25 protein-coding genes are annotated in these 23,169 nt (G+C 62.0%); 13 read left to right on the top strand and 12 right to left on the bottom strand.

All coding sequences use genetic code 11. The annotated features are described in order from the left end of the window. Positions 1-12 precede the first annotated feature (12 nt). The 3 genes from L610_RS16920 to L610_RS16910 all read left to right on the top strand — a co-directional run bounded on the left by L610_RS16920 (position 13) and on the right by L610_RS16910 (position 3,042). Positions 13-603, top strand: coding sequence for a DUF2585 domain-containing protein (locus L610_RS16920; protein WP_144706485.1), 591 nt, complete (start codon positions 13-15; stop codon positions 601-603). A gap of 2 nt (positions 604-605) precedes the next feature. After that, on the top strand, positions 606-1,916 hold the full coding sequence (hslU, locus tag L610_RS16915) for an ATP-dependent protease ATPase subunit HslU (protein WP_144706483.1): 1,311 nt from the start codon (positions 606-608) through the stop codon (positions 1,914-1,916). Between the two features lie 166 nt (positions 1,917-2,082). Further along, on the top strand, positions 2,083-3,042 hold the full coding sequence (locus L610_RS16910; protein WP_024847129.1) for a DUF1402 family protein: 960 nt from the start codon (positions 2,083-2,085) through the stop codon (positions 3,040-3,042). Positions 3,043-3,045: 3 nt separating this feature from the next. On the opposite strand, the gene L610_RS16905 is transcribed toward L610_RS16910, so the two are convergent. Genes L610_RS16905 through L610_RS16890 form a run of 4 tightly spaced genes read right to left on the bottom strand, consistent with a single transcriptional unit; the run spans position 3,046 to position 5,784 of the window. Continuing rightward, on the bottom strand, positions 3,046-3,408 hold the full coding sequence (locus L610_RS16905; RefSeq protein WP_024847130.1) for a helix-turn-helix domain-containing protein: 363 nt from the start codon (positions 3,406-3,408) through the stop codon (positions 3,046-3,048). After that, positions 3,405-3,962: a Smr/MutS family protein gene (locus L610_RS16900; protein ID WP_144706481.1), complete on the bottom strand. Its 558-nt coding sequence runs from the start codon at positions 3,960-3,962 to the stop codon at positions 3,405-3,407. The genes L610_RS16905 and L610_RS16900 overlap by 4 nt, the downstream gene beginning before the upstream one ends. After that, positions 3,959-5,056 (bottom strand): murein transglycosylase A, encoded by a 1,098-nt coding sequence (locus tag L610_RS16895; protein ID WP_144706479.1) that lies wholly within the window; start codon positions 5,054-5,056, stop codon positions 3,959-3,961. Before L610_RS16895 ends, L610_RS16900 begins: the two co-directional genes overlap by 4 nt. Before the next feature lie 23 nt (positions 5,057-5,079). Beyond that, the gene (locus L610_RS16890; RefSeq protein WP_144706478.1) at positions 5,080-5,784 is read right to left on the bottom strand and encodes a Tim44/TimA family putative adaptor protein; all 705 of its coding nucleotides are present in this window, start codon (positions 5,782-5,784) and stop codon (positions 5,080-5,082) included. Positions 5,785-5,938: 154 nt separating this feature from the next. Here L610_RS16890 and L610_RS16885 point away from each other — a divergent pair, with 154 nt between their 5' ends. Both L610_RS16885 and secB read left to right on the top strand, forming a co-directional pair. Continuing rightward, on the top strand, positions 5,939-6,436 hold the full coding sequence (locus L610_RS16885; protein ID WP_024847134.1) for an FxsA family protein: 498 nt from the start codon (positions 5,939-5,941) through the stop codon (positions 6,434-6,436). Between the two features lie 97 nt (positions 6,437-6,533). Beyond that, a complete protein-coding gene (gene secB, locus L610_RS16880; RefSeq protein WP_024847135.1) occupies positions 6,534-7,043 on the top strand; it encodes a protein-export chaperone SecB in 510 nt (169 codons plus the stop codon). A gap of 83 nt (positions 7,044-7,126) precedes the next feature. On the opposite strand, the gene dnaQ is transcribed toward secB, so the two are convergent. Genes dnaQ through L610_RS16855 form a run of 5 tightly spaced genes read right to left on the bottom strand, consistent with a single transcriptional unit; the run spans position 7,127 to position 10,778 of the window. Beyond that, positions 7,127-7,852 (bottom strand): DNA polymerase III subunit epsilon, encoded by a 726-nt coding sequence (gene dnaQ, locus L610_RS16875; RefSeq protein ID WP_024847136.1) that lies wholly within the window; start codon positions 7,850-7,852, stop codon positions 7,127-7,129. Between the two features lie 53 nt (positions 7,853-7,905). Beyond that, complete coding sequence (gene coaE, locus L610_RS16870; protein ID WP_144706476.1) at positions 7,906-8,496, bottom strand: dephospho-CoA kinase; 591 nt, start codon at positions 8,494-8,496, stop codon at positions 7,906-7,908. Continuing rightward, on the bottom strand, positions 8,496-9,338 hold the full coding sequence (locus tag L610_RS16865) for a shikimate dehydrogenase (RefSeq protein ID WP_024847138.1): 843 nt from the start codon (positions 9,336-9,338) through the stop codon (positions 8,496-8,498). Before L610_RS16865 ends, coaE begins: the two co-directional genes overlap by 1 nt. Then, entirely contained in the window at positions 9,331-9,930 is a 600-nt protein-coding gene (locus L610_RS16860) for a Maf-like protein (RefSeq protein ID WP_024847139.1), read from the bottom strand. The genes L610_RS16865 and L610_RS16860 overlap by 8 nt, the downstream gene beginning before the upstream one ends. 26 nt (positions 9,931-9,956) lie before the next feature. Then, the gene (locus tag L610_RS16855) at positions 9,957-10,778 is read right to left on the bottom strand and encodes a pyruvate, water dikinase regulatory protein (RefSeq protein WP_024847140.1); all 822 of its coding nucleotides are present in this window, start codon (positions 10,776-10,778) and stop codon (positions 9,957-9,959) included. A 406-nt stretch (positions 10,779-11,184) separates the two neighbouring features. Between L610_RS16855 and hemE the strand changes: the two genes are divergently transcribed. From hemE to rho, 3 genes are all read left to right on the top strand, one after another. Beyond that, complete coding sequence (gene hemE, locus L610_RS16850) at positions 11,185-12,210, top strand: uroporphyrinogen decarboxylase (protein WP_024847141.1); 1,026 nt, start codon at positions 11,185-11,187, stop codon at positions 12,208-12,210. Between the two features lie 3 nt (positions 12,211-12,213). Continuing rightward, entirely contained in the window at positions 12,214-12,735 is a 522-nt protein-coding gene (gene hemJ, locus L610_RS16845; protein ID WP_024847142.1) for a protoporphyrinogen oxidase HemJ, read from the top strand. 222 nt (positions 12,736-12,957) lie between these two features. Continuing rightward, the gene (gene rho, locus L610_RS16840; protein WP_024847143.1) at positions 12,958-14,223 is read left to right on the top strand and encodes a transcription termination factor Rho; all 1,266 of its coding nucleotides are present in this window, start codon (positions 12,958-12,960) and stop codon (positions 14,221-14,223) included. A gap of 63 nt (positions 14,224-14,286) precedes the next feature. Here the strand turns inward: rho and L610_RS20620 are convergent, their stop codons facing one another. Continuing rightward, positions 14,287-14,907: a thioredoxin domain-containing protein gene (locus L610_RS20620; RefSeq protein WP_144708602.1), complete on the bottom strand. Its 621-nt coding sequence runs from the start codon at positions 14,905-14,907 to the stop codon at positions 14,287-14,289. 19 nt (positions 14,908-14,926) lie between these two features. Next, the gene (locus L610_RS16835; RefSeq protein WP_246659043.1) at positions 14,927-16,276 is read right to left on the bottom strand and encodes a thioredoxin domain-containing protein; all 1,350 of its coding nucleotides are present in this window, start codon (positions 16,274-16,276) and stop codon (positions 14,927-14,929) included. Between the two features lie 38 nt (positions 16,277-16,314). Here L610_RS16835 and mnmE point away from each other — a divergent pair, with 38 nt between their 5' ends. The 5 genes from mnmE to L610_RS16810 all read left to right on the top strand — a co-directional run bounded on the left by mnmE (position 16,315) and on the right by L610_RS16810 (position 22,048). Further along, the gene (mnmE, locus tag L610_RS16830; protein ID WP_024847145.1) at positions 16,315-17,640 is read left to right on the top strand and encodes a tRNA uridine-5-carboxymethylaminomethyl(34) synthesis GTPase MnmE; all 1,326 of its coding nucleotides are present in this window, start codon (positions 16,315-16,317) and stop codon (positions 17,638-17,640) included. Positions 17,641-17,802: 162 nt separating this feature from the next. Further along, the gene (gene mnmG / locus L610_RS16825) at positions 17,803-19,674 is read left to right on the top strand and encodes a tRNA uridine-5-carboxymethylaminomethyl(34) synthesis enzyme MnmG (protein WP_024847146.1); all 1,872 of its coding nucleotides are present in this window, start codon (positions 17,803-17,805) and stop codon (positions 19,672-19,674) included. Beyond that, a complete protein-coding gene (gene rsmG, locus L610_RS16820) occupies positions 19,674-20,318 on the top strand; it encodes a 16S rRNA (guanine(527)-N(7))-methyltransferase RsmG (protein WP_024847147.1) in 645 nt (214 codons plus the stop codon). The genes mnmG and rsmG overlap by 1 nt, the downstream gene beginning before the upstream one ends. A 22-nt stretch (positions 20,319-20,340) precedes the next feature. Next, positions 20,341-21,138, top strand: coding sequence for a ParA family protein (locus L610_RS16815; RefSeq protein ID WP_024847148.1), 798 nt, complete (start codon positions 20,341-20,343; stop codon positions 21,136-21,138). Between the two features lie 40 nt (positions 21,139-21,178). Next, entirely contained in the window at positions 21,179-22,048 is an 870-nt protein-coding gene (locus L610_RS16810) for a ParB/RepB/Spo0J family partition protein (RefSeq protein WP_144706474.1), read from the top strand. A gap of 15 nt (positions 22,049-22,063) precedes the next feature. On the opposite strand, the gene holA is transcribed toward L610_RS16810, so the two are convergent. Beyond that, complete coding sequence (holA, locus tag L610_RS16805; protein ID WP_144706472.1) at positions 22,064-23,104, bottom strand: DNA polymerase III subunit delta; 1,041 nt, start codon at positions 23,102-23,104, stop codon at positions 22,064-22,066. Positions 23,105-23,169: the final 65 nt, after the last annotated feature.

Genomic DNA, 23,169 nt, shown 5'->3' with positions numbered 1-23,169 from the left:
CGAAAGCTGCGCATGACATTAGAACCCGACCGGTCTTCAACCAGCCGCTGGCAGACGATCGGTCTGCTTCTTGTTCTCGCATTCATCGCCGCGCAGGCGGTGACGCTCTACCGGATGGGCCGGGTGCCGATCTGCGAGTGCGGCTACGTCAAGCTGTGGCATGGCGTGGTGATCAGCTCGGAGAACTCGCAGCACCTTTCCGACTGGTACACGCCCTCGCACATCATCCACGGCTTCCTGTTCTACGCGCTGACCTGGATCCTGTTTCCGCGCGCGCCGATCCTGATGCGGCTCGCCATCGCGACCGGCATCGAGGTCGCGTGGGAGATCGTCGAGAACAGCGACTTCATCATCAACCGCTACCGCGAGGCGACTATCTCGCTCGACTATTTCGGCGATTCCATCGTCAACTCGGTGGCGGACACGCTCGCCATGATCGTGGGCTTTGCGCTCGCCTGGCGGCTACCTATATCTGTGACCGTAGCCATCGCGCTCATTTTCGAGATCGGCACCGGCTACGTCATCCGGGATAATCTGACGCTCAACGTGATTATGCTGCTGCATCCGTTCGAGTTCATTAAGCAGTGGCAAAGTGGGTTATAGTGATGAGCACTTTTTCTCCTCGCGAGATCGTTTCCGAACTCGACCGCTACATCATCGGCCAGAAGGAGGCGAAGCGCGCCGTGGCAATCGCCCTGCGCAACCGCTGGCGGCGGCAGCAGCTGTCCAGCCCGATGCGCGAAGAGGTGATGCCGAAGAACATCCTGATGATCGGGCCGACCGGCGTCGGCAAGACGGAGATTTCGCGCCGTCTCGCCAAGCTCGCAGGGGCTCCGTTCATCAAGGTCGAAGCCACCAAGTTCACCGAGGTCGGCTATGTCGGCCGGGACGTCGAGCAGATCATCCGCGATCTCGTCGAGGTTGCGATTGGCCTGACCCGCGAGAAGATGCGCGAGGACGTGAAGGCGCGGGCCCATCTTGCCGCCGAGGAGCGCGTGCTCGAGGCGCTGGTCGGCAAGACCGCGAGCCCGGCTACCCGCGACTCCTTCCGCAAGAAGCTGCGCGACGGCGAACTCGACGACAAGGAAATCGAGATCGAGGTTGCCGACAACAGCGGTGGCGGCATGCCGACCTTCGATATTCCGGGCATGCCCGGCGCCGGCATCGGCGTCCTCAACATCAGCGACATGCTGCAGAAGGCGATGGGCGGCCAGCGCACCAAGCTGCGCAAGACCACCGTTAAGGATTCCTACGAGCTGCTGATCAACGACGAGTCGGACAAGCTGCTCGACCAGGAAGAAGTCGTGCGCCGCGCGATTGCCTCGACCGAGAACGACGGCATCGTCTTCCTCGACGAGATCGACAAGGTGGCGGCCCGCTCCGACATTGCCGGCGGTCCTTCGCGCGAAGGCGTGCAGCGTGACCTGCTGCCGCTGGTTGAAGGCACCACCGTTGCAACCAAGTACGGCCCGGTGAAGACGGACCATATCCTCTTCATCGCCTCCGGTGCGTTCCACGTCGCCAAGCCGTCGGACCTGCTGCCTGAGCTGCAGGGCCGCCTGCCGATCCGCGTCGAGCTGCGTGCGCTGGAGAAGGAAGACTTCCGCCGCATCCTGACCGAGACCGAGGCGAGCCTGATCAAGCAGTACATCGCGCTGATGGAGACCGAAGGCGTCAATCTCACCTTCACCGACGACGCCATCGACCGCCTGGCCGGCATAGCCGTCGACCTCAACGCCACCGTCGAGAACATCGGCGCGCGGCGCCTGCAGACGGTGATGGAGCGGGTGCTCGATGACATCTCGTTCAACGCGCCCGACCGCTCGGGCTCGGAGATCGTGATCGACGCTGAATATGTCGAGAAGTTCGTCGGCGACCTTGCCCGCAACACCGACCTGTCGAAGTTCATTCTTTGATAACCATCAAGAGCAGCGCGCCGAGGTAACCGCGCGCTGTTCTTCGAAATGCGAGGTGCGACCTTTCGCAGGTCTTGACGAATGTTTGAACGTCAGGCACTCGACGCTGACCCGGCCGGGCGGTAGCTTGCCGCGCGGTCGTTCCTGACCCAGTCTCGGGCCCTTTATGAACTCTGCGATCCGGTTTCTCGCCTGTCTGTGCTTGCTCGTACTTCCAGCGATTGCCAGCGCTGCCACTGTCGTGCCGCCTGGAAACCGGTCGAAGGAGCAGCCGCCGATCCCGAATGCGTCGGCTAATCGTACCCGCGCGGCGAATTCCACCTACGAGGCAAAGTACCGCAAGGTCTATGCGCTGCTCGAAAACGACGCTGCCCTGCGCAATAAAATCAAGACGGTCTCTGCCCAGTATGGCCTCGATCCGATGCACATGGTGGGCGCCATCGTCGGCGAGCACACCTACAATGTCGACGCCTACGACCGGCTTCAGACCTATTATGTGAAGGCTGTCTCGTATTTTCAGACCAGCTTCAAGTTCGCCTATGACGGCGAGTCGATCTCCGACTTCATCAAGCGGCCGGAATTTGCCCGCTGCGAGAATTTGAAGGGAAGCTACGAGCAGTGGACCTGCCGCGAGACGGTCTGGGACCGTTCGTTCCGCGGAAAGAAGGTCGACGGCAAGTCCTATCCCCGCGACCGTTTCAGCGCCGTGTTCTTCCAGCCCTTTTACGCTGGCCAGACCTTTGGCATCGGCCAGCTCAATCCGCTCACCGCCCTGCAGATGAGCGACATCGTCGCGCAGGTGTCGAAGCTGCCGAAGCTCGACCACAACAACGCGCAGCAGGTCTACAAGACCATCATGGATCCCGACCTGACGCTGGCCTATGTGGCGGCGACGCTAAAGAAGTCGATCGAGGCTTATCGTGACATCGCGGGTTTCGACATCTCGAAGAACCCCGGCATCACCGCGACGCTCTACAATCTCGGCAACCCCGATCAGCGTGCGCGTGCGCTGCGCGCGGAGAACCTGAAGCGCCAGGCCGAGGGGCTGTCGCCGCGATATCCGCAGGAAAACTATTACGGATGGCTGGTCAACGAACGGCTGAACGAGCTGAAGAAGCTGTTCTGACGGCTATTTTCGACCGCGTTCGTCGAGCGTGCGCATCAGCGCATCGAGCGCGGTGTCGTCCAGCTGCCCGATCTCCTCGGCCAGGCGGTTGGCAAAGGCAGTTGCCTTGGGCGAGAGACCGGTGGTGTCCACCACCACGCGCGGATGCGAGGAAGCGGCAAGATGCTGAAGCTCCTCCGCCTCATCCCAGATCACGTTGAAGTAGCCGACGATCTTTTGCACCAGCGCCCAGTTGGGCACGCCGCGCTTGCCGTGCTCCAGCGCCGAAAGATACGCCGCGCTGACGCCGAGCGCATCGGCCATCTCCTTTTGCGAGACGCCCTTGGCGGCGCGGAGCTCGCGCATCTTCAGCCCAAACGGCGTCATGGCGCCTCCCGCTTGCGCAGGCGGATGTAGAGCGCGCCCTCGCCGCCGTGGTGGCGCGCCGCCTCCTGATGACCGCTGACGAGAGCCCGAAACGGCGGCGTCGACAGCCAGCCGGGCACGGCCTGACGCAGCACTCCCGTGCCGCGCGAGGGCGAGCCCTTGCCGGTAACGACGAGGACATGGCGGCGGCCGTCCGCATAGGCACGCTGCAGGAACGACAACAGCAGGGAATGGGCTTCGCTTTGCGTCATGCCATGCAGATCGACCTTGCCTTCGATCGGCAGGCGGCCGCGGGCTATCTTCTGGTGCGTTGGCCGGTCGATGACGTTGGGCGCTGGCGGCTGGCGCTTCTGCTGCGGCTTCTCTTCAACCAGATCCCCTGCCGAACGAGCATTGCGCGGCTTCGGCTTCGGCGCAGGCGGTTCGAGAAGGGCCGCGAAATCTTCCATCTCCCGCTCGATATCCTCGACCGACTTGCCGGGCATCGGCCGCGTCGAACGCGCGACGCGCCCCCAGAGAATGCGGTCCTCGGCGGTAAGATACTTCGTCTTCATGCCGCCGATCCATATGGGCGCGGCACGAGAATGTAAAAGTCCGCCGGATGGCGGACCACGCCCGCGATCTCGCCCGCGGCATCGCCCGAGCCGGCAAAAAGGTCCCCGCGTGCGGGACCGACGATCGCCGAGCCGGTGTCCTGCGCGATCATCAGCCGCCGGAACGGTTGTTCGTCGAAGGCAAGCAGCGTCGGCGCGTCGATGAAAAACGGCGTGCCGAAAGTGTGGATCCGCCGGTCGACCGCGAGCGAGCGGCCCGCCGTCAGCGGCACTTTGGCCGCAGCAACGGGGCCAAGCAAAGGATCGGAAACGTCGGCCTCGCGGAAAAAGATGTAGGAGCGGTTGCGCCAGAGGATTTCGTTGATGCGGTCGGGATGGTCGGCGAACCATGCACGGATCGACTGCATGGTCACATCGGCCTCGGCAATCTCGCCGAGTTTGATTAGCACCCGGCCGGGACCGGTGAAACGCTGGCCGGATTTCGCGGCATAGGTGATGCGGCGGACGGAGCCGTCCGGCATTTTCAGGCGTGCCGCACCCTGCACGTGAATGAAGAAGGCATCGACCGGATCGGCGACCCAAGCGATGGCTCTTGCCTTATCGCCCAGCGCGCCCTGCTCGATCGCGGCGCGGTCAAAATACTCGACGATGCCGTCCGGCGTCCTGCGACCGAAGGCAAGATAAGGGTCCATGCCTTCCGGCCGGTTGCTGTCATCGACCTTGACCAGATCATCGGGAGCGCTGAGCAGCGGGACCGTGAAATGCTCGCTCCGTGCGGGCGAAGCCTCAACTTCCGGCTCGTAGAAGCCGGTAACGAAGCCGGTCGCTGTATTATTGGGACGGATGAGACGCGGTGCGAAATGGCGCTCGAAGAAGGAACGGGCCTCGGCGTCGGAAAGATCGGCTTCAATGCTGGCAGCTTCCTGCCAGGCAGGCGCAAGGTGCTCGGGGCCGATGCCCAGCGCGCCGGTCTTGTAGCCATTCTCGAGGCCGTAAATCGCCGAGCGGCGGAAGGCGGCGAAGGCCGCGGCATGCGCATCCTCTGCCCAGCCGGCGAGATCGGCAAAACCGGCGGGGATCAGCGCAGCAGACATGGAAGCATTTGAAGGGCTCGGGCTCAGTCGTCAGCCTCGGTGGCCACGAGCTTCCAGTTCGGGTCCTTCGAGCGGGTGTCGCGGGCGAAGGTCCACACGTCCTTGACCTCGGCCACCGTCTCCGGATCGCCATCGATCACCTCGCCGGCGGCGTTGCGCGTGGCAGAGATGAGCTCGCTGACGATGCGCAGGGTGATGTGCGCCTCAGAGCCCTTCATCTCCGCATTGACGATCTCGGCGCGGTTGATGCCGACGAAGGAGGACTGGATCTTTTCGTTGCGGCTCTCGCGGTCGGCGATGGCTGCGACAAAGCCATCGTAGACCTCGCGCGACAGGAGGTTCTTGAGCGCACGGCGGTCGCCATCCGCATAGGCCATGACGATCATCTCGTAGGCGAGCTTGGCACCTTCAACGAAGCTGTTCGGCTCAAAGTTGGGATCGGCGTCGCGAATAGCTCGCAGGCCGCGGTTGAGGTCGGTGCCGGGCGCCGCCACCGCATCAATGGCGGCATAGCTGGTTGCAGATTCCGGCGCTCCCTTGCGGCGCGGCAGCGAGACGACATTTTCCCCGGCAGTCGCTTCAGCGCCCGCATCCTTGCGCGCGCTGGAATAGGGATCAAAAGGCGGCCGCTCATGCCCCGTCCGGCGGCCAAGCACACTGCGCAGCTGGAAAAAGATCACGATCGCCGCGATCATGAAGAAAATCGTACCGAAATCGAAAAATTCCATGACGTCCGCCAATATCCTGGATCGGGCGAGGTGCCGCTATCGCCAGCTCGTTTTTTGCATATAGAACGCATCATACCATCATTCAAACCAAAGCGGCGTCTCCCTATCTGTATTGGGAATGCCCTTTCGGGCGCGAACACGGAAAGATGAACACTTGAGGCTTCCCTTCCTGCCGTTGATTTTCCTCGTCCTTCCGCTCGCGGAGATCGCGGGCTTCGTCATCGTCGGCAGCGAGATCGGCGTGCTGGCGACGATCGGGCTGATCCTGGCGACGACAGTGCTGGGCGCGATCCTGCTGCGCATCCAGGGCCTCGGCGCGATGTCGCGCATGCGCGAGGCGATGCAGACGGGCGTATCGCCCGGCCGCGACATGGTGCATGCCGTGATGATCATGCTGGCGGGCATCCTGCTCATCCTGCCCGGCTTCATCACCGACGCTCTCGGCATCCTCTTGTTCATCCCGCCGGTACGCGAGGTCGTGTGGCGCTTCATCTCCAGCCGCATCGTCGTGGTCGAGACGGCCAGCGGCTTTGCCAGCGCATACACGCGCCGCTCCTCGCGGACGATCGATCTCGATGAGGACGAATACACCCGCTACGATACCGACGATCCGGAGGAGCGGCCCCGCCCGCAGCTCAGAACCGACCATTAGGCAAGTCCAGCTTGTCATGCAGGGGTTGACCATGTTAGCCAACCTCGCATTCTCTTCACGGCCGGGAACGGCTGAAGACAAAAAAGGATTCCGGCTGATGGCCAATCAAGACGACGACACCAAGCCTGCCGCCGCTCCGAGCGCAGGCAACGGCGCTGCACCCTCGCTCAACGTCCTCGTGCAGTATGTGAAGGACCTGTCGTTCGAGAGCCCCGGCGCTCCGAACACGCTCCGCGCCCGCGACAAGGCCCCGGGCATCAACATCAACGTGAACGTAACCGCCAACCCGGTCGGCGAGACCGAGTTTGATGTGCAGCTGACGCTGAATGCGAAGGCTTCGGAAGGCGACAAGGTGCTGTTCAACGTCGAGCTGGTCTATGGCGGTGTCTTCCGCGTGGCCGGTTTCCCGCAGGAGCACGTGCTGCCCATCCTGTTCATCGAGTGCCCGCGCCTGCTGTTCCCGTTCGCGCGCCAGATCGTGGCCGACTGCACGCGCAATGGCGGCTTCCCGCCGCTGATGATCGACCCGATCGACTTCGCGCAGATGTTCCAGCAGCGCCTTGCCCAGGAGCAGGCGAAGGCCCAGGCTCCGACCGGCACCGCATAAGGCTGCCGCGCAAGCAGACCAGTATTGAAAAGGCCCGGTCTTCCCGGGCCTTTTTCATGACTGCCTGACTTTGCGATCACCCGCTATTCCGCGGCGATCTGCTCGCGATAGTCGGGCTCGACTTCCTTCCAAATCGCGGAAGAGCCGAGGGTGTCAACCAGCTTGCGGTGGGCAGCGATGTCGGCATCCGTCAGGCGCGGAGCAAGTGGCCGCTCGCGCTGGCGCACGACCGTGACGGTCTCGATCTCGGTCGTGGTGACGGTGACCTCGACCTTTGTGTCCAGGCTGAAGGTCGCCTGCTTGCCGCCCATCAGCTCGATGTAGACTTCTGCGAGGAGTTCGGAGTCGAGCAGCGCGCCGTGCTTGGTGCGGTGGCTGTTGTCGATGCCATAACGGCGGCAGAGGGCGTCGAGCGAATTCGGCCCCATCGGGTGCTTGCGCTTGGCAAGCGCCAGCGTGTCGATGACGCGCGACGGATCGATAGGAGGCACGCCCAGCCGCGCGAACTCGGCGTTAAGGAAGCCGATATCGAAGTTCGCGTTGTGCGCGATCAGCACCGCGCCGTCGAGGAAGTCGAGCAGCTGTGATGCGATTTCCTTGAAGGTGGGCTTGTCGGCGAGCTGTTCGTCGCTGATGCCGTGAACCGCGAGTGCATCGGGATGGACCGGGCGGCCCTCGGGATTGATGTACTGGTGGAAGGTGCGGCCGGTCGGGAACTTGTTGACCATCTCGATGCCGCCGAACTCGATGATCCTGTCTTCACGGGAATCAAGCCCGGTGGTTTCGGTGTCGAAAATGATCTCACGCATTGGGGATGCTCCTTGCGGCGCAGAATCGCCAACATGCCGGGCAAAGGCAAGGATCAGGCAGCGGCCGCGGCAAGTTGCCCAATGATATCTCTGACCTGCGCCCTGGCAGCATCCATCCCCTTGCCGGTGTCGACGACGAAGTCGGCGCGGGCGCGCTTTTCGGCGTCCGGCACCTGGCGCTTCAGGATCGCCTCGAATTTCTCGACCGTCATACCGGGACGGGCAAGCACCCGCTCGCGCTGCACTTCGGCCGGAGCCGAGACGACGACGATGCGATCTACGCGGCCCTCGCCATGGGTTTCGAACAAAAGCGGAATATCGAGCACGACGATCTCCGTGCCGTCCTCGCGGTGCTTCCGAAGAAAGGCTTCTGTTTCGGCGCGAACCAGCGGATGGACGATTTTTTCGAGTTCGCGCAGGGCATCCGGCTTGCCGAGCACTTCAGCTGCAAGCTTTTCACGATCAACCGCTCCGTCGACGACAGCCGCCGGAAAGCGTGCGCGGATGGGTTCGACGGCTGCGCCGCGATAGAGCGCGTGGACGGTAGCGTCGGAATCGTGGACCGGAACGCCCTCTTCCTCGAACATGCGGGCGGTCGTCGACTTGCCCATGCCGATAGAACCGGTCAGGCCAAGGACGATCATCAATGCCCGCCCTGCAGATCGGCGACGATAACGGCGCGAAGGTCTTCCGTTACTTGCGGGCGCACGCCGAACCATTTTTCGAAGCCGGGGATCGCCTGGTGCAGCAGCATGCCGAGCCCGTCGATGGTGCGGATGCCGTGGCGCGCCGCAGCGGCAAGGAACGGCGTCTCAAGCGGCGTATAGACGATATCGACGGCAATTGCCGAGGACGGCAGCAGCGACGCGTCCAGGGGCAACTCGCCTTGTCCGCCCATGCCGAGCGCTGTGGTGTTGACGACGAGCTGCGCATCTTTGGCCAGCTCATTCACCGCTTCGAAGCTGTGCGCCGAGACGCGCTCGCCAAAGCGGTCGGCGAGTTCCTGCGCGCGGGCGACCGTGCGGTTGACAACGCGGATGTCGCGGATGCCCGCTTCTTCGAGCGCAAACAGGATCGCACGCGAGGCCCCGCCTGCGCCTAAAATGAGCGCCGTGCCTGCATTGCGCCAGCCATCGGCGCGCTGGTCGAGATCCGACATGAAGCCGAAAGCATCAGTATTGCTGGCGTACAGCCTGCCGTCCTCGAGCCACAGCGTATTGGCCGCGCCGATCAGCTCCGCCGCCTCATCGACCACGTCGGCAGCGCCGAAGGCTGCTTCCTTGTGCGGGATGGTCACATTGCCGCCGGCATAGCCGCTGGCGGGAAGCGAGCTCAGGAATGCCTCAACCTGCATCGGATGAACTTCGATGCGCTCATAGCTGCCGGGGAGGCCGTACTGCTTCAGCCAGTAACCGTGGATCATCGGTGAGCGCGAATGCGCCACTGGGTGACCGATGACGAATGCCTTTTTACCCTGATCAGCCATCAATGGCTCCGAGATGCCTGAGTTGGTCGAGAAGCGGAAGAAGCGGAAGACCGACGATTGTGAAGTGATCGCCCTTGATGCTCTCGAAGAGCTGGATTCCCTCACCTTCGATCTGGTAGGCGCCGACGCTGGAAAGCGCCTTGTCGCCGACACGGGAAAGATGACGGCCGATGAAGCCGGGGTCGAGCTGGCGCATCGTCAGCCGCGCAATGCCGACATGGCGCCACAGCACCTCGCCGTCTCGGACGAGCACGATGGCGCTGTTGAGCTGGTGCGTCTTGCCCGAGAGGGCAAGAAGACGACGGCGCGCCTCTTCCATGTCCTTCGGCTTGTGCAGCACCTCGTCGCCCAGCGAGAGCGTCTGGTCGGTGCCGATGACAATCTTGCCCGGTTGGCGCTGCGAGACATCGAGCGCCTTGGCTTCCGCGAGAATGGAGGCGAGATCTTCCGGTGTCAGACCCGAGCCCTCGACTGCCTTTTCGACAGCACGTTCGTCGATCTGCGGCCGGTCCTGGATGAAGTCGAGGCCGGCGTCGGCCAGCATCTTTTTCCTGAACGGGCTGCCCGAAGCCAGTACGATTGCGTCAGACATGTCGGCCTCTCCTTGTTGACGCGCCGTTAGCGTGACTTGCCGCGCAATGCAACGATCGCGGCAGCCGTTTCCTCGATCGAGCGGCGGCTGACATCGATTACCGGCCAGCCATGGCGGGCGCAGATCTGGCGCATATAGGCGAGCTCCTGCGCGATCACAGTGCGGTCGACATAGCTCTGCACGTCAAATCCAGGGGAGCTGCCGAGAATGCGGTTCTGGCGAACCTGGGAAATTCGCTCAGCGGTGGCGATCAGCCCGACGATCAGCGGCTTCTCCGCGTGGACGACGCTTTCCGGCACCGGCACGCCGGGCACGATTGGAATGTTGGCCGTCTTGATGCCGCGATTGGCGAGATAGATGCTGGTCGGCGTCTTCGAGGTGCGGGAAATTCCGATGAGCACGACGTCGGCGTCGCCGACCTCATGCACCAGCTGGCCGTCATCATGCTCCATGGTGAAGTTGAGCGCCTCGATGCGGCGGAAATAATCGGCGTCGAGAACGTGCTGGGCACCGACGCGCCTTCCGGCCGGAGCGCCGAGATAGGACTGAAACACCGACAGCACGGGTTCGAGCACCGATACGCAGGGCAGGCCCATTTCCGAGCAGCGCCGGTCGATGATCGAGGCAAGCTGCTGGTCGACCACCGTGTAGAGAACGATTCCCGGAGTCTCGTCGATCTCCTCAAGCACCTTCAAGAGCTGCTTTTCAGTGCGCACCAGTGGGTAGATGTGCTCGATCGCGCGCGCGTTCTTGTACTGCGCCGCGGCTGCCCGTCCGGCGGCCATCAGCGTCTCGCCGGTCGCATCCGAAATCAGATGCAGATGAAAGAAGCTCTGCGGCTTGTTCACAGGCTTGCCCGCGCTCCTGTTGGCAAATGTGGAAAACCTGAGGGTTTCCGCATCGCTGGGGAAAGCGACTGTATCAAAGGTCGAGTTGTCCACAAACTTGCCCAGTGTGCCGAGCGTTCCGGCCATGTGGACGAATGTGGGGAAAGCTGAAGCCTTTGCACAGCGGCTCCAAAGACACCATATTTCGCTCAGGCACAAGCTGCTGTTTTAAAAGATGGAATCCGGGTTATCCCCGAAATTCTGCAATCCCTGTCACGCGGCCTTGCGGCGCTTTGCGTGTTGCGGTTTTTGCCCCAAACGTGGAACAAGCCGTAATTGCGGATTCCAACAGAGTCTAAGAATCAAAAGATTCCTCTTTTCAAAGAATCTATTTGTTTGGTTGGCAGATAGCCGGTGAGGACAGAGCATGGCGCCCAAGCGGATTGTCGTTGACGTTTTGAAGGGAGAGCCAGTCTTCCCGCCACCGATCTGGATGATGCGCCAGGCAGGCCGTTATCTGCCCGAGTACCGGGAAACGCGCGCAAAGGCCGGAAGTTTCCTCGACCTCTGCTACAACCCCGATTTCGCGGTTGAGGTCACCCTTCAGCCGATCCGCCGCTTCGGCTTTGACGCCTCGATCCTGTTCTCCGACATCCTCGTCGTCCCGCATGCGCTCGGGCGTGATCTTCACTTCGAGGAAGGACGCGGTCCGCTGATGACGCCGATCAAGGCAGAGGAAATCGCCGAGATCGACACGTCAGCGTTTCACGTGAATCTTGAACCGGTTTACGAGACGGTCAGGCGGCTACGCCGCGAACTGCCGGAAGAAACGGCGCTGCTTGGTTTCTGCGGCGCGCCCTGGACCGTTGCGACCTACATGATTGCCGGGCACGGAACGCCCGACCAAGCGCCGGCCCGCCTCTTCACCTATGCCAACCCGGAGGCGATGCGTGCGCTGCTGCAGCTGCTCGCCGAGAAGTCGGCCGAATATCTCATCCGCCAGATCGATGCCGGCGCCGACGCCGTGCAGATCTTCGACTCGTGGTCCGGCGTGCTGGACGAAGCCACTTTCAAGATGTGCTGCGTCGAGCCGGTCGCCGAGATCGTCCGGCGTGTGCGTGAGGTTCATCCCGACACTCCGATCATCGGCTTTCCGAAGGGTGCCGGGGCGCTCTACCAGGACTATCGCCAGAAGACCGGCGTCACGGCGCTTGGCCTCGACTGGTCGGTTCCCTGGAGCCAGGCAAGGGCGCTGCAGCGCGAGGGCGCCGTGCAGGGCAATCTCGACCCGATGCGACTTGTTGCCGGCGGCAAGGCTCTCGACGAGGGCGTGACAGCCATCCTGCGCGAGCTCGGCCAGGGACCATTGGTCTTCAACCTCGGCCATGGTATCACGCCGCAAACCCCGATTGTGCATGTCGAGCGCATGATCGAACTCGTCAGGAAAGGCTGAACCTTGGCACAGGCATCCGGCAACCCGGCTACCCGCGCAGTCGTTGCGATCGCCGTTCTGGTGATCCTGACGGCTCTGCTGTTCTGGCTGAACCCTGTCGGGGCCTATCCCTGGATCAAGGCGTTCCACGTGATTGCCGTGATTTCCTGGATGGCCGGCATGCTCTATCTGCCGCGCCTGTTCGTCTACCACGCCGAATCCGAAGTAGGCTCGGCAAAGTCCGAGACCTTCAAGGTGATGGAGCGCCGTTTGCTGCGCGCCATCATCAATCCGGCGATGATGGTGTCGTGGGTGCTGGGCCTCTGGATGGCGTGGAGCATTTATGGCTTCAAGGGCGGCTGGCTGCACGGCAAGATTGCGCTGGTAATCGCCCTTTCCGGCGTGCACGGCTACCTCGCCGCGTCCGTCCGCCGCTTCGCGGAGGACCGCAACACGAAGCCGTCGCGCCACTGGCGGATCGTCAATGAAGTACCGACGGTCCTGATGATCCTGATCGTCATTCTCGTGATCGTGAAGCCGTTTTAGGCCTTTCGGGAACCGCGCATTTCGGCCCTGCGTCGCCCCGCCACAGCGCCTCATGACTTGGTGGCACTAACTCCACTGAAATCGCTTGTTGCGCTTTGACGTTAGGAACGGTATGAGTCGGTTCCCTCTCTCCCCGCATGGCGTAGTGCTTTCTGTCCCAACAGACGCTTCTACAGCGCACAGACGCCCCGCATCTTCATACTCGCCATCAGAGTCCGCATCATGCAGGAAATGAAACTTCAAGAGCTCAAGAGCAAGAGTCCGACCGACCTCATCGCGTTTGCCGAATCGCTTGAGGTCGAGAACGCCAGCGTCCTGCGCAAGCAGGAACTGATGTTCGCGATTCTGAAAAAGCTCGCAGCGCAGGATGTCGAGATCATTGGCGAAGGCGTTGTCGAGATTCTGCAGGACGGCTTCGGCTTCCTGCGTTCGGCCAATGCGAACTATCTGCCGGGTCCGGACGACATCTACATCTCCCCGTCGCAGATCCGCCGCTTCTCGCTGAAGACTGGCGATACGGTCGAAGGTCCGATCCGCAGCCCGAAGGAAGGCGAGCGCTACTTCGCGCTGCTGAAGGTCAATACGATCAACTTCGAGGATCCTGAGAAGATCCGCCACAAGATCCATTTCGACAACCTGACGCCGCTCTACCCGAATGAGCGCCTGCGGATGGAGACCGACAATCCGACGGGCAAGGACCTGTCGGCCCGCGTGATCGACCTGGTGGCTCCGCTCGGCAAGGGCCAGCGCGGGCTGATCGTGGCGCCGCCGCGTACCGGTAAGACGGTTCTGCTGCAGAACATCGCCCACTCGATCTCGACCAATCACCCGGAAGCCTATCTCATCGTTCTCCTGATCGATGAGCGTCCGGAAGAAGTGACCGACATGCAGCGCTCGGTGAAGGGCGAGGTCGTTTCCTCGACCTTCGACGAGCCGGCCGCCCGCCACGTCCAGGTCGCCGAGATGGTGATCGAGAAGGCGAAGCGTTTGGTCGAGCATGGCCGCGACGTTGTCATTCTGCTCGACTCGATCACGCGCCTCGGCCGCGCCTACAACACCGTTGTGCCGTCCTCGGGCAAGGTGCTTACCGGCGGTGTCGACGCAAACGCACTGCAGCGTCCGAAGCGCTTCTTCGGTGCGGCACGCAACATCGAGGAAGGCGGCTCGCTGACCATTATCGCAACCGCGCTGATCGATACCGGCAGCCGCATGGACGAAGTCATCTTCGAAGAGTTCAAGGGCACCGGTAACTCGGAAATCGTCCTCGACCGCAAAGTGGCCGACAAGCGCATCTTCCCGGCGATGGACATTCTCAAGTCCGGTACCCGCAAGGAGGACCTGCTGGTCAAGCGCCAGGACCTGCAGAAGATCTTCGTCCTGCGCCGCATCCTCGCGCCGATGGGCACCACCGATGCGATCGAGTTCCTCATCGACAAGCTGAAGCAGACGAAGAACAACGCCGAGTTCTTCGACTCGATGAACACGTAACCGAGCAGGCAGACGAATTTGATAAGCGCGCCCTTGTGGCGCGCTTTTTTGTTGTACCGAGTATCAGCCCTGGCTGCGCAACAGCTCCGCTAGGCTTTCCGCGTCGCGCACGGGTGGACGGCAGGACTGGCCGATGCAGAGGTACGCGCCGGGCTCTGACGCATTGATGAACGAGCCGTCCGGCAGGGTGACCTGGCCTTCAGCGCTCCGCGGGATGATGACGTCGGTGCGCGAGAGATCGAAATTTCGATTCGCCTCCGAAACGAGACGCCCGTTTTGTTCGTCGACGAGCATCAGCTTGCGTGGCTCCCGCACTAATTCCGCGGCGGCGATGATTCCGGCGCGGCCGTAGCGCTGCTGCTCGGTTCGACCGAGCGCATGTTCGGCGAGGTCGACTGCACGGTCGTAGAGTTCGCTGTCCGAAGTAACGAGCGACAGCCTCAACACCGCTTTGATGATTTGTGCCGTGGCCGATGGAATCGCCTCATCGACATCACCGCGAATTCTGAGCGGCACGTCATCCGCATCCGACGCGGTGAGGAAATAGCCGAAACCGTCTTCATCGATATACCAGCGATCAAGCGTCGACAAAAACGCTGATGCGTCGCTGATATATCGCGATGAACCCGATGCTTGATAAAGCGAAATCGCCGCATTGATCATCGCAGCGTAGTCGCTCGCCATGGCAGGGAACAACCGCACATCACCGGCCGTCGCGCGCGGAAGCAACGATCGAGTCATAGGCGCTGGTGGCCAGCTCCAGCCAGTCGGAACGATCGAACACGCGCGAGGCATTGGCGAGCGCAGAAATCATCAGACCGTTCCAGTCGGTGAGCACCTTGTCGTCGCGGCCAGGGCGCACCCTCCGTGCACGCGCTTGAAGGAGCCGAGACTTCAATCCGGCTAGTTCGTCGCGGGCGAGCTCGCGGGGTTCATCGCGCAGATAGAGAATGGGTTCCCCCTCCCATCCGTCAGGTCGCGCGAGAGCGTAGTGCACCAAGAATCGGTCGGCATCATCATCCAGGGCCGTTTCGATCTCCTCGCGCGTCCAGAGATAGAAGCGTCCTTCCTCGCCTTCACTGTCGGCATCGAGGCTGGATGCAAAACCGCCTCCTTCGGCCATCATCTCGCGCTGCAGCCAGGCGATGGTTTCCTCAATCGCGCGCTTGAATGCCGGTCCCCCAGTTCGCGCGTAGACGGCGCTGCCAAGAGCAATGAGCTGCGCGTTGTCGTAGAGCATCTTTTCAAAGTGCGGCACCATCCACTCGGCATCAGTGGAGTAGCGGCACAAGCCCCCGCCAACATGATCGTAAATGCCGCCGGACAGCATGCACTGCAGGCTGAAGGCGACGGCCGCAGCATGATCGTCATGGCCGTTGCGCACGCCGTTCATCCAGAGCGCTTCCATGAACGGAGCATTCGGAAACTTTGGTCCCCCGCGAAGCCCGCCTCTTTCCATATCGAGCGACGAATAAATCGCGTCGGCAAATGCCGGCAGAAGCCGCGCGTCGAGATTTGAATGGATGTTGGTGCCGGCGAGACGCTGGCTGATGTGATCTGAAAGAGCTTCTGACCCGGCTTCAAGATCGGCACGTTTTTCCAGCCAGGTTTGCCCGATCGCCTCCATGATCTGGATGAAGCCCGGACGGCCATAGCGCGGTTCCTTGGGAAAGTAGGTACCGCCCCAAAAAGGTTTCGCGTCCGGGGTCAGGAACATGGTGAGTGGCCAGCCACCCTGTTCGCCCATGGCCGTCAATGCGGCCATGTAGATCTGGTCGACATCCGGCCGTTCCTCACGATCGACCTTGATGTTGACGAACAGACGGTTCATGACGGCCGCAACTTGCTCGTCTTCAAAACTCTCATGGGCCATGACATGACACCAGTGACATGCCGCATAGCCGACGGAGAGGAGGATGGGCCGTTGGGTGGCCTTTGCTTCGGCAAGCGCCTCGGCGGACCACGGTCGCCAGTGAACCGGATTGTGTGCATGCTGGCGCAGATAGGGGCTGCTTTCGCTGGCCAGCAGGTTCTTTGCGGGAAGGATCGTCATGTCTCACCAGAATTTTTGCGGAAGGTAGGGCGGCGGCCATGAATGGGCAAACACTATTCCGGGAAACGATCTTCGCGCTGTCCTCCGGCGCGCTTCCTTCGGGCGTGGCGGTGATCCGCATTTCGGGGCCGGCGGTGAAGAGCATTCTGGAAAAGATCTCCGGGGTGCCTGCTCCTCGCAAGGCACACCTTCGCGAGCTGCGTGCACAGGATGGCCGGCTGCTCGACCATGCCCTCGTTCTCTTCTTTTCTTCTCCCGGGAGCTTTACGGGGGAGGATGTGGCGGAACTCCATGTTCATGGTGGCCGCGCGACGGTGGCAGCAATCCTGGAAGAACTTGCAACCTATCCCGATACGCGGCAGGCCGAGGCCGGCGAGTTCAGTCGCCGCGCCTTCCTCAACGGTAAGATGGATCTGACCGCAGCCGAAGCCCTCTCCGATCTCATCTCCGCCGAGACTGAACAACAGCGCCGCATGGCGGTCGCAAACGCGGATGGCCGTCAACGCGAGCTCTACGAAGGTTGGCGCAAGGCTCTTCTTCGCGCCCGTGCACTGATCGAGGCCGAGCTCGACTTCGCTGACGAGGCGGACGTTCCGGGATCAGTTTCTGATCAGGTATGGGCGAGTGTGGAGCAACTGCGGCAAGACATTCTTAACCATGCCGCTGGCTTTCATGCGGGTGAAATTGTGCGCGAAGGCTTTCGCGTCGTGCTGGTTGGCCGGCCGAACGTCGGCAAGTCCAGTCTTCTAAATGCACTCGCAAAACGCGACGTGGCGATCGTCACGGACATTCCCGGCACTACCCGGGACCTTGTCGAAGTCTCTCTTGATCTCGGCGGACTGAAAGTCATCGTGACGGACACGGCTGGCATTCGTGAGACAGAAGACGTGGTCGAGCGCATTGGCGTTGAGCGGGCAAGGCAAGCCACTGAGCGCGCGGATCTGATCCTGGAGCTCGACGATGGATCAGGAGATGTTCCCGAGATCAAGCTGCCGGGCGTTCCGGTTCTGAAGGTCGCGACGAAGGCAGATGTCAGGGCGCTTGCTCCCACCGACGGACATGATGTGGCAATCGCCGCGCCATCAGGACGAGGCATGTTGGAGCTCGAGGCTCGCGTTCGCGCTATGGCAGAAGCAGCATCTTCTGCCGCCGCCGGTGTGGTCCCCACGCGCGCGCGCCAGGTTGAGCTCCTGAACCGGGCGGCGCAGCATCTCGATAATGCGGTGCAAGCCACACAACTCGACCTCGAGTTGCGGGCTGAAGAGTTGCGGCTGGCCGAATACGCGCTTGGAAAGATCGTGGGTTCCGTCGACGCGGAAGAGCTGCTTGGAGTTATCTTCTCCGAGTTCTGTATCGGCAAGTGATTCACGTGAAACACCTAGCTCATGCCGCGTTCGTGTGATTCACGTGAAACACGGTCCGAAACACCCCATTGAAGCAGGCGCATTGTTTCACGTGAAACGACTCTAAAAAGCTTGACTCACAACCTCGGCGCACCCATTGCCTTCGGTAGAAGAGGTAATGCCATGTCCATGCATTATGATGTGATCGTCATCGGCGGCGGCCACGCCGGATGTGAAGCTGCAGCCGCGGCTGCACGTGCTGGCGCGAAAACCGCGCTGCTGACGATGAAGCGCGATACGATCGGCGTGATGTCCTGCAATCCTGCCATTGGCGGATTGGGCAAAGGACATCTCGTCCGCGAGATCGATGCCCTCGACGGCCTGATGGGACGTGTCGCAGATGCGGCCGGCATCCAATTCCGAATGCTCAACCGCCGCAAGGGACCGGCTGTACGCGGGCCGCGCACCCAAGCCGATCGCAAGCTCTACACGCTGGCGATGCAGGCGGCGATCGCTGAGCAACCGAATCTCGAAGTCATAGAGGGGGAGGCCGAAGACCTTTTGCTACAAGACCGCCGTGTTTGCGGGGTCGTTCTGCTTGATGGCAGGGAGCTTGCCACGACTTCGGTGGTCCTGACCACAGGGACCTTCCTGCGCGGTTTGATCCATATTGGTGACGAGCGTTTCCCCGCCGGGCGTATCGGCGAAAAGGCATCAACCGGTCTGTCGGCCACCATGAACCGAGCCGGCTTCAAACTCGCACGCCTCAAGACCGGCACCCCTGCCCGCCTCGACGGCCGCACCATCGACTGGGCTTCGTTGGAGATGCAGGCTGCGGACGATGAGCTCGTGCCCTTCTCGCTGATGACGGAGAAGATCACGACGCCTCAGATCGAGTGCGGCATTACCCGCACGACGCAACGCACACACGAGATCATTCGCGAGAATCTGCATCGTTCGGCGATGTACTCGGGGAACATTGAAGGTATCGGCCCGCGCTACTGCCCGTCGATCGAGGACAAGATCGTCAAGTTCGGTGACCGGGACGGCCATCAGATCTTCCTGGAGCCGGAAGGCTTGGATGATCACACCGTCTACCCCAACGGCATTTCGACCTCCCTGCCCCGCGACGCGCAGGATGCCCTGATTGCCTCCATTCCCGGACTGGAGCGAGCGACGATCCTGCAGCACGGCTACGCGATCGAGTATGACCACGTCGATCCGCGCGAACTGGAGATGTCACTGGAGACCCGGCGCGTGCCCGGGCTGTTTCTAGCCGGACAGATCAACGGTACGACCGGTTACGAAGAAGCGGCGGCGCAAGGCATCATCGCGGGTCTGAACGCGGCGCGTAAGGCGGCGGGGGAAGATCCCGTCATCCTCGGCCGTGGCGATGCGTACATCGGGGTAATGATCGATGACCTGGTGAGCCGTGGCGTTTCCGAGCCTTATCGCATGTTCACATCGCGCGCCGAGTTCCGCCTATCGCTGCGCGCGGACAATGCCGACGAAAGGTTGACGCCGCTTGGGGTAGAGCTGGGGATCGTCGGGCGAGCACGTCAGGCGAAATTCGAGGCGCTGGAACAGGAGCTGGCGGACGCCCGCGAGCTCGCCAAGTCGCTGAATCTCACCCCGAACGAGGCAAGCAAATATGGCCTTGCGCTCAACCGGGATGGGCAGCGTCGCTCGGCTTACGAGCTGATGTCATACCCCGACATCGACTTCCAGCGTCTACTCAGCGTGTGGCCGCAGCTTGGCGCGATCAGTCCAAAGACAGCTGAGCGTCTGGAGACCGAGGCTCGTTATGCAGTTTATCTCGAGCGCCAGAATGCCGACGTTGCAGTTCTCCGCCGGGAGCAGGAACGTGAGGTTCCGGCCGACATGGACTACACGCTGCTGCCTGGTCTGTCTAAGGAGCTGCAGCAAAAGCTTTCAACACGGCGCCCTCGATCGCTGGCGGAGGCACAGCGGATAGACGGAATGACGCCTGCGGCTCTTGCGATCATCATATCAGTGCTGCAGCAGCACGCGCGTGCGGAGCGGGGCGCTGCCTAATGGACAAGTACGAGCTTCTACGTGACGTCGCGGGAGACGTTTCACGTGAAACTTTTGAGCGGCTTGAACACTTCGAGGCTGAATTCAAGCGGTGGAACAGCCGTATCAATCTGGCTGCGCCGTCGACACTGAACCAACTTTGGGAGCGGCACATCCTCGACAGCGCACAGATCGCTCCCCTCGCCCCAACCGCCTTACGTTGGCTGGACCTTGGCTCGGGCGGCGGCTTTCCCGGCGCGATCATGGCGATCATCCTGCGCGAACGCCCGGGTGCACACATCGAGCTCGTCGAGAGCAACAACAAGAAGGCAGCCTTCCTGAAATCCGTCCTGGGTTCTCTTGGCGCCCCTGCGACGGTTCATGTATCGCGAATCGAGCAAGCGGTAGGAAAGGTAGAGCAGCCGGAAATCGTCACCGCCCGGGCTCTCGCTCCCCTGCCCCTGCTGTTGAAACTTGCCTCGCCGTGGCTGCTCGACGGTGCTAGCGCGCTGTTTCACAAAGGACGGGATTACGCTATGGAGGTTCATGAAAGCCGTACCAGCTACGGATTCGATCTGGTACAACATGTGAGCAGGATCGATTCCGAGAGTCGGATCCTCGAAATTTGGCAGTTGAAGGACGCGAAAGTTTCGTCTGACACCTGATCGACACATGGCTGATAAAGACATGACCCCGTTCCCGCGCATTATCACCGTCGCCAATCAGAAGGGCGGCGTGGGCAAGACGACGACGACGATCAATCTGGCGACTGCTCTCGCGGCGATTGGCGAAAAAGTCCTGATCGTCGATCTCGATCCGCAGGGTAACGCCTCGACCGGCCTTGGCATCGACCGTCAGGATCGCGAGGTTTCGTCGTACGACCTGCTAACCGGCCAGGCGACCGTCATCGAAGCTGCGATCCCGACTGCTGTGCCTGGCTTGTCGATCATTGCGTCGACGCTTGATCTGCTCGGCATCGAAATGGAAATCGCCGCGGCGCCGGACCGTGTGCTTCGTCTGCGCAATGCGCTGCGTCGCTCGGCCACCGAGGGCGCCGGTTATTCTTATGTCCTGATTGACTGCCCGCCTTCGCTCAACCTGCTGACGCTAAACTCCATGGCCGCGGCGGATTCGGTTCTAGTCCCGCTGCAGTGCGAGTTCTTTGCGCTCGAGGGTCTGAGCCAGCTCTTGCAGACTGTCGAGCAGATCCGCAGCACGATCAATCCTTCGCTGAATATCCAGGGTATTGTCCTGACAATGTTTGATGGTCGTAACAATCTGGCCAATCAGGTTGTTGAGGATGTTCGCGCGCATATGGGCGAGAAGGTTTACGATACGGTGATCCCGCGCAACGTGCGAGTGTCGGAGGCGCCGTCGCACGGCAAACCGGCGATCCTCTACGACCTCAAGTGCACCGGCAGCCAGGCGTACCTGCAGCTGGCTTCCGAAGTCATCCGCCGTGAACGGCAGCTTCGCGCTGCCTGAAGCAAAGTCGATTCGGTAACGAAATGAAGCGGGAGCGGCTATGAGCGAAGATCCATCAAGGCGCAGACTGGGACGCGGCCTCGCGGCGCTTATCGGCGAGATGGACAAGCCTGTTGAGCAAGTGACTGCACCGCGGATCGGCGCCGACAACAAGGTGCCGATCGAGTTCGTGCACCCTAACCCGCGCAACCCGCGCCGCAGTTTTGCCGAGGAAGAGCTTTCCGACCTTGCTCAGTCGATCCGCGAGCATGGAGTCGTGCAGCCGGTCGTGGTGCGCACGGCAACGGGCGGGCGTTATGAGATTATCGCCGGTGAGCGCCGCTGGCGTGCCGCACAGCTAGCAGGCCTGGCCGAAATTCCGGTGATCATCCGCGAAGTCGACGACCGCGTCGCGCTCGAGCTTGCGATCATCGAGAACGTGCAGCGTTCCGATCTAAATCCGGTCGAAGAAGCGCTTGGATATCAACAGCTTATCGACGAGCACAACTATACTCAGGCCGATCTTGGTCAAGTCATCGGCAAGAGCCGCAGCCATGTCGCGAACACGCTGCGGCTGCTGAAGCTGCCGAACGAGGTGCGGCAGATGCTGGTCGACGGTGTGCTGTCGGCCGGCCATGCGCGTACGCTGGTGACGGCTGAGGACCCGGTCGCGCTGGCAAAGCTGATCGTCGAGGAAGGCCTTTCGGTTCGTCAGGCCGAGGCGCTAGCGCAGATGCCGGCAGATCAGGCGGCGAAGCCGAAGGCAGCTCCTGCCGAAAAGGACGCCGATACGATCGCGCTCGAAAAGACACTGTCCGACATCATCGGCCTGAAGGTCGCGATTAACCACGGCAAGCGCGGGGGCGAACTCCGGATTGCCTACAAGACGCTCGAGCAGCTCGACGAGATCTGCCACCGCTTGCGCAGCTAGATCTTGGGCAGGCGCTCAGCGCCTGCTTCTTGCTGCTTCCACTACAAGCGCCATCAGCGCCTGCCTCGCGGTCGCAACCGTGAGGTCGGGCCGTTGGCGTGTCAGCAGCACGGCAGCCTGCAGCCGCTCAAGTGCCCGGGCGATTGCCGCGCTCGTCCATTTCTGCAGCGCCGTTTCCACCAGCTTGCGCCTGGCAAAGAACACCGGCGGCCGGGCGGATGCGACCACGGCCCCGGCAGGCTTGTTGCTTGCTTCCATTTCCGCCCGCATTAGTTGCAGCGACTGGAACTGGCGCATGGCGCCAGAAAGCACCAGAAAAGCCGGAGAGCCTGAGCCGACCAGGCGGGTGAAGCTGGTGTCGAAAGTCTGCGCATTGCCAATGAGAACTGCGTCCACGGCGTCGTCGGCGCTGATGCCGGCGACATTGCCGCTGATAGCTTCGATGTCCGCGACGGTGACTTCACGTTGCCCGTGGCAATAAAGTGCGATTTTCTCAATCTCGCCACGCGAGGCGAGGCGGTCGCCGCCGAGGCCGACCTTCAGTGCCTGTCGTGCTTCCATAGAGATGGTGAGACCCTCGCGGGAAAGGACTTCGTCAATGACCGCATCGAGCGATCGACCCTCGTCCGCGTAGCAGGGCAGCGCCATGCAGCGGTCGGCGCCCTCAATAGTGCCGCGCAGTCCCGCGCCCTTCTTCTGGTCGCCGGCCTCGATGAGAATGATTGCGTCCTGCGGCGGCGCGGAGGCGAGACCCTTCACCTCATCGGCGAGCTGCTTCTGCGCCCCAGCGCCCTTGATCCAGATGAGACGGCGGTCGGAGAACATCGGCACTGTGCCGGCCTCGTCGGTGAGGCGCCCGGGTGAGGTTTCGACTTCCGATGCGTCAAGGCGAACGGACGAGAACGGATCCTCGGGATCAAGCCCGAGCGTCTTGACGAACGCCGTCGCACGTTCGGAGACAAGGCCGCGGTCGGGCCCGTAGATCAGGACGATACGTACGTCAGGATCTGGCCGCTTCAGCCAGGAATCGACTTCGTGAGCTTTCTTCTGTGCCATGAGCTTCTGGCTACCACAGAACGAGGTTTGGGAAAGCCCCTCAATCGGCAGTCGCAACCTGAATG

The sequence above is a fragment of the Aminobacter sp. J44 genome (assembly GCF_007829415.1).
Taxonomy (GTDB): domain Bacteria; phylum Pseudomonadota; class Alphaproteobacteria; order Rhizobiales; family Rhizobiaceae; genus Aerobium.
Note: the sequence above shows the minus strand (reverse complement) of the source record. Positions and strands in the feature narration are given on the sequence as shown.

Excerpts from the sequence above, each read along its gene's own strand:
- L610_RS16920 (WP_144706485.1), top strand. The coding sequence starts at position 13 with ATGACATTAGAACCCGACCGGTCTTCAACCAGCCGCTGGCAGACGATC.
- hslU (WP_144706483.1), top strand. The coding sequence starts at position 606 with ATGAGCACTTTTTCTCCTCGCGAGATCGTTTCCGAACTCGACCGCTAC.
- L610_RS16910 (WP_024847129.1), top strand. The coding sequence starts at position 2,083 with ATGAACTCTGCGATCCGGTTTCTCGCCTGTCTGTGCTTGCTCGTACTT.
- L610_RS16905 (WP_024847130.1), bottom strand. The coding sequence starts at position 3,408 with ATGACGCCGTTTGGGCTGAAGATGCGCGAGCTCCGCGCCGCCAAGGGC.
- L610_RS16900 (WP_144706481.1), bottom strand. The coding sequence starts at position 3,962 with ATGAAGACGAAGTATCTTACCGCCGAGGACCGCATTCTCTGGGGGCGC.
- L610_RS16895 (WP_144706479.1), bottom strand. The coding sequence starts at position 5,056 with ATGTCTGCTGCGCTGATCCCCGCCGGTTTTGCCGATCTCGCCGGCTGG.
- L610_RS16890 (WP_144706478.1), bottom strand. The coding sequence starts at position 5,784 with ATGGAATTTTTCGATTTCGGTACGATTTTCTTCATGATCGCGGCGATC.
- secB (WP_024847135.1), top strand. The coding sequence starts at position 6,534 with ATGGCCAATCAAGACGACGACACCAAGCCTGCCGCCGCTCCGAGCGCA.
- dnaQ (WP_024847136.1), bottom strand. The coding sequence starts at position 7,852 with ATGCGTGAGATCATTTTCGACACCGAAACCACCGGGCTTGATTCCCGT.
- coaE (WP_144706476.1), bottom strand. The coding sequence starts at position 8,496 with ATGATCGTCCTTGGCCTGACCGGTTCTATCGGCATGGGCAAGTCGACG.
- L610_RS16865 (WP_024847138.1), bottom strand. The coding sequence starts at position 9,338 with ATGGCTGATCAGGGTAAAAAGGCATTCGTCATCGGTCACCCAGTGGCG.
- L610_RS16860 (WP_024847139.1), bottom strand. The coding sequence starts at position 9,930 with ATGTCTGACGCAATCGTACTGGCTTCGGGCAGCCCGTTCAGGAAAAAG.
- hemE (WP_024847141.1), top strand. The coding sequence starts at position 11,185 with ATGGCGCCCAAGCGGATTGTCGTTGACGTTTTGAAGGGAGAGCCAGTC.
- rho (WP_024847143.1), top strand. The coding sequence starts at position 12,958 with ATGCAGGAAATGAAACTTCAAGAGCTCAAGAGCAAGAGTCCGACCGAC.
- L610_RS20620 (WP_144708602.1), bottom strand. The coding sequence starts at position 14,907 with ATGGCGAGCGACTACGCTGCGATGATCAATGCGGCGATTTCGCTTTAT.
- L610_RS16835 (WP_246659043.1), bottom strand. The coding sequence starts at position 16,276 with ATGACGATCCTTCCCGCAAAGAACCTGCTGGCCAGCGAAAGCAGCCCC.
- mnmE (WP_024847145.1), top strand. The coding sequence starts at position 16,315 with ATGAATGGGCAAACACTATTCCGGGAAACGATCTTCGCGCTGTCCTCC.
- mnmG (WP_024847146.1), top strand. The coding sequence starts at position 17,803 with ATGTCCATGCATTATGATGTGATCGTCATCGGCGGCGGCCACGCCGGA.
- rsmG (WP_024847147.1), top strand. The coding sequence starts at position 19,674 with ATGGACAAGTACGAGCTTCTACGTGACGTCGCGGGAGACGTTTCACGT.
- L610_RS16815 (WP_024847148.1), top strand. The coding sequence starts at position 20,341 with ATGACCCCGTTCCCGCGCATTATCACCGTCGCCAATCAGAAGGGCGGC.
- L610_RS16810 (WP_144706474.1), top strand. The coding sequence starts at position 21,179 with ATGAGCGAAGATCCATCAAGGCGCAGACTGGGACGCGGCCTCGCGGCG.
- holA (WP_144706472.1), bottom strand. The coding sequence starts at position 23,104 with ATGGCACAGAAGAAAGCTCACGAAGTCGATTCCTGGCTGAAGCGGCCA.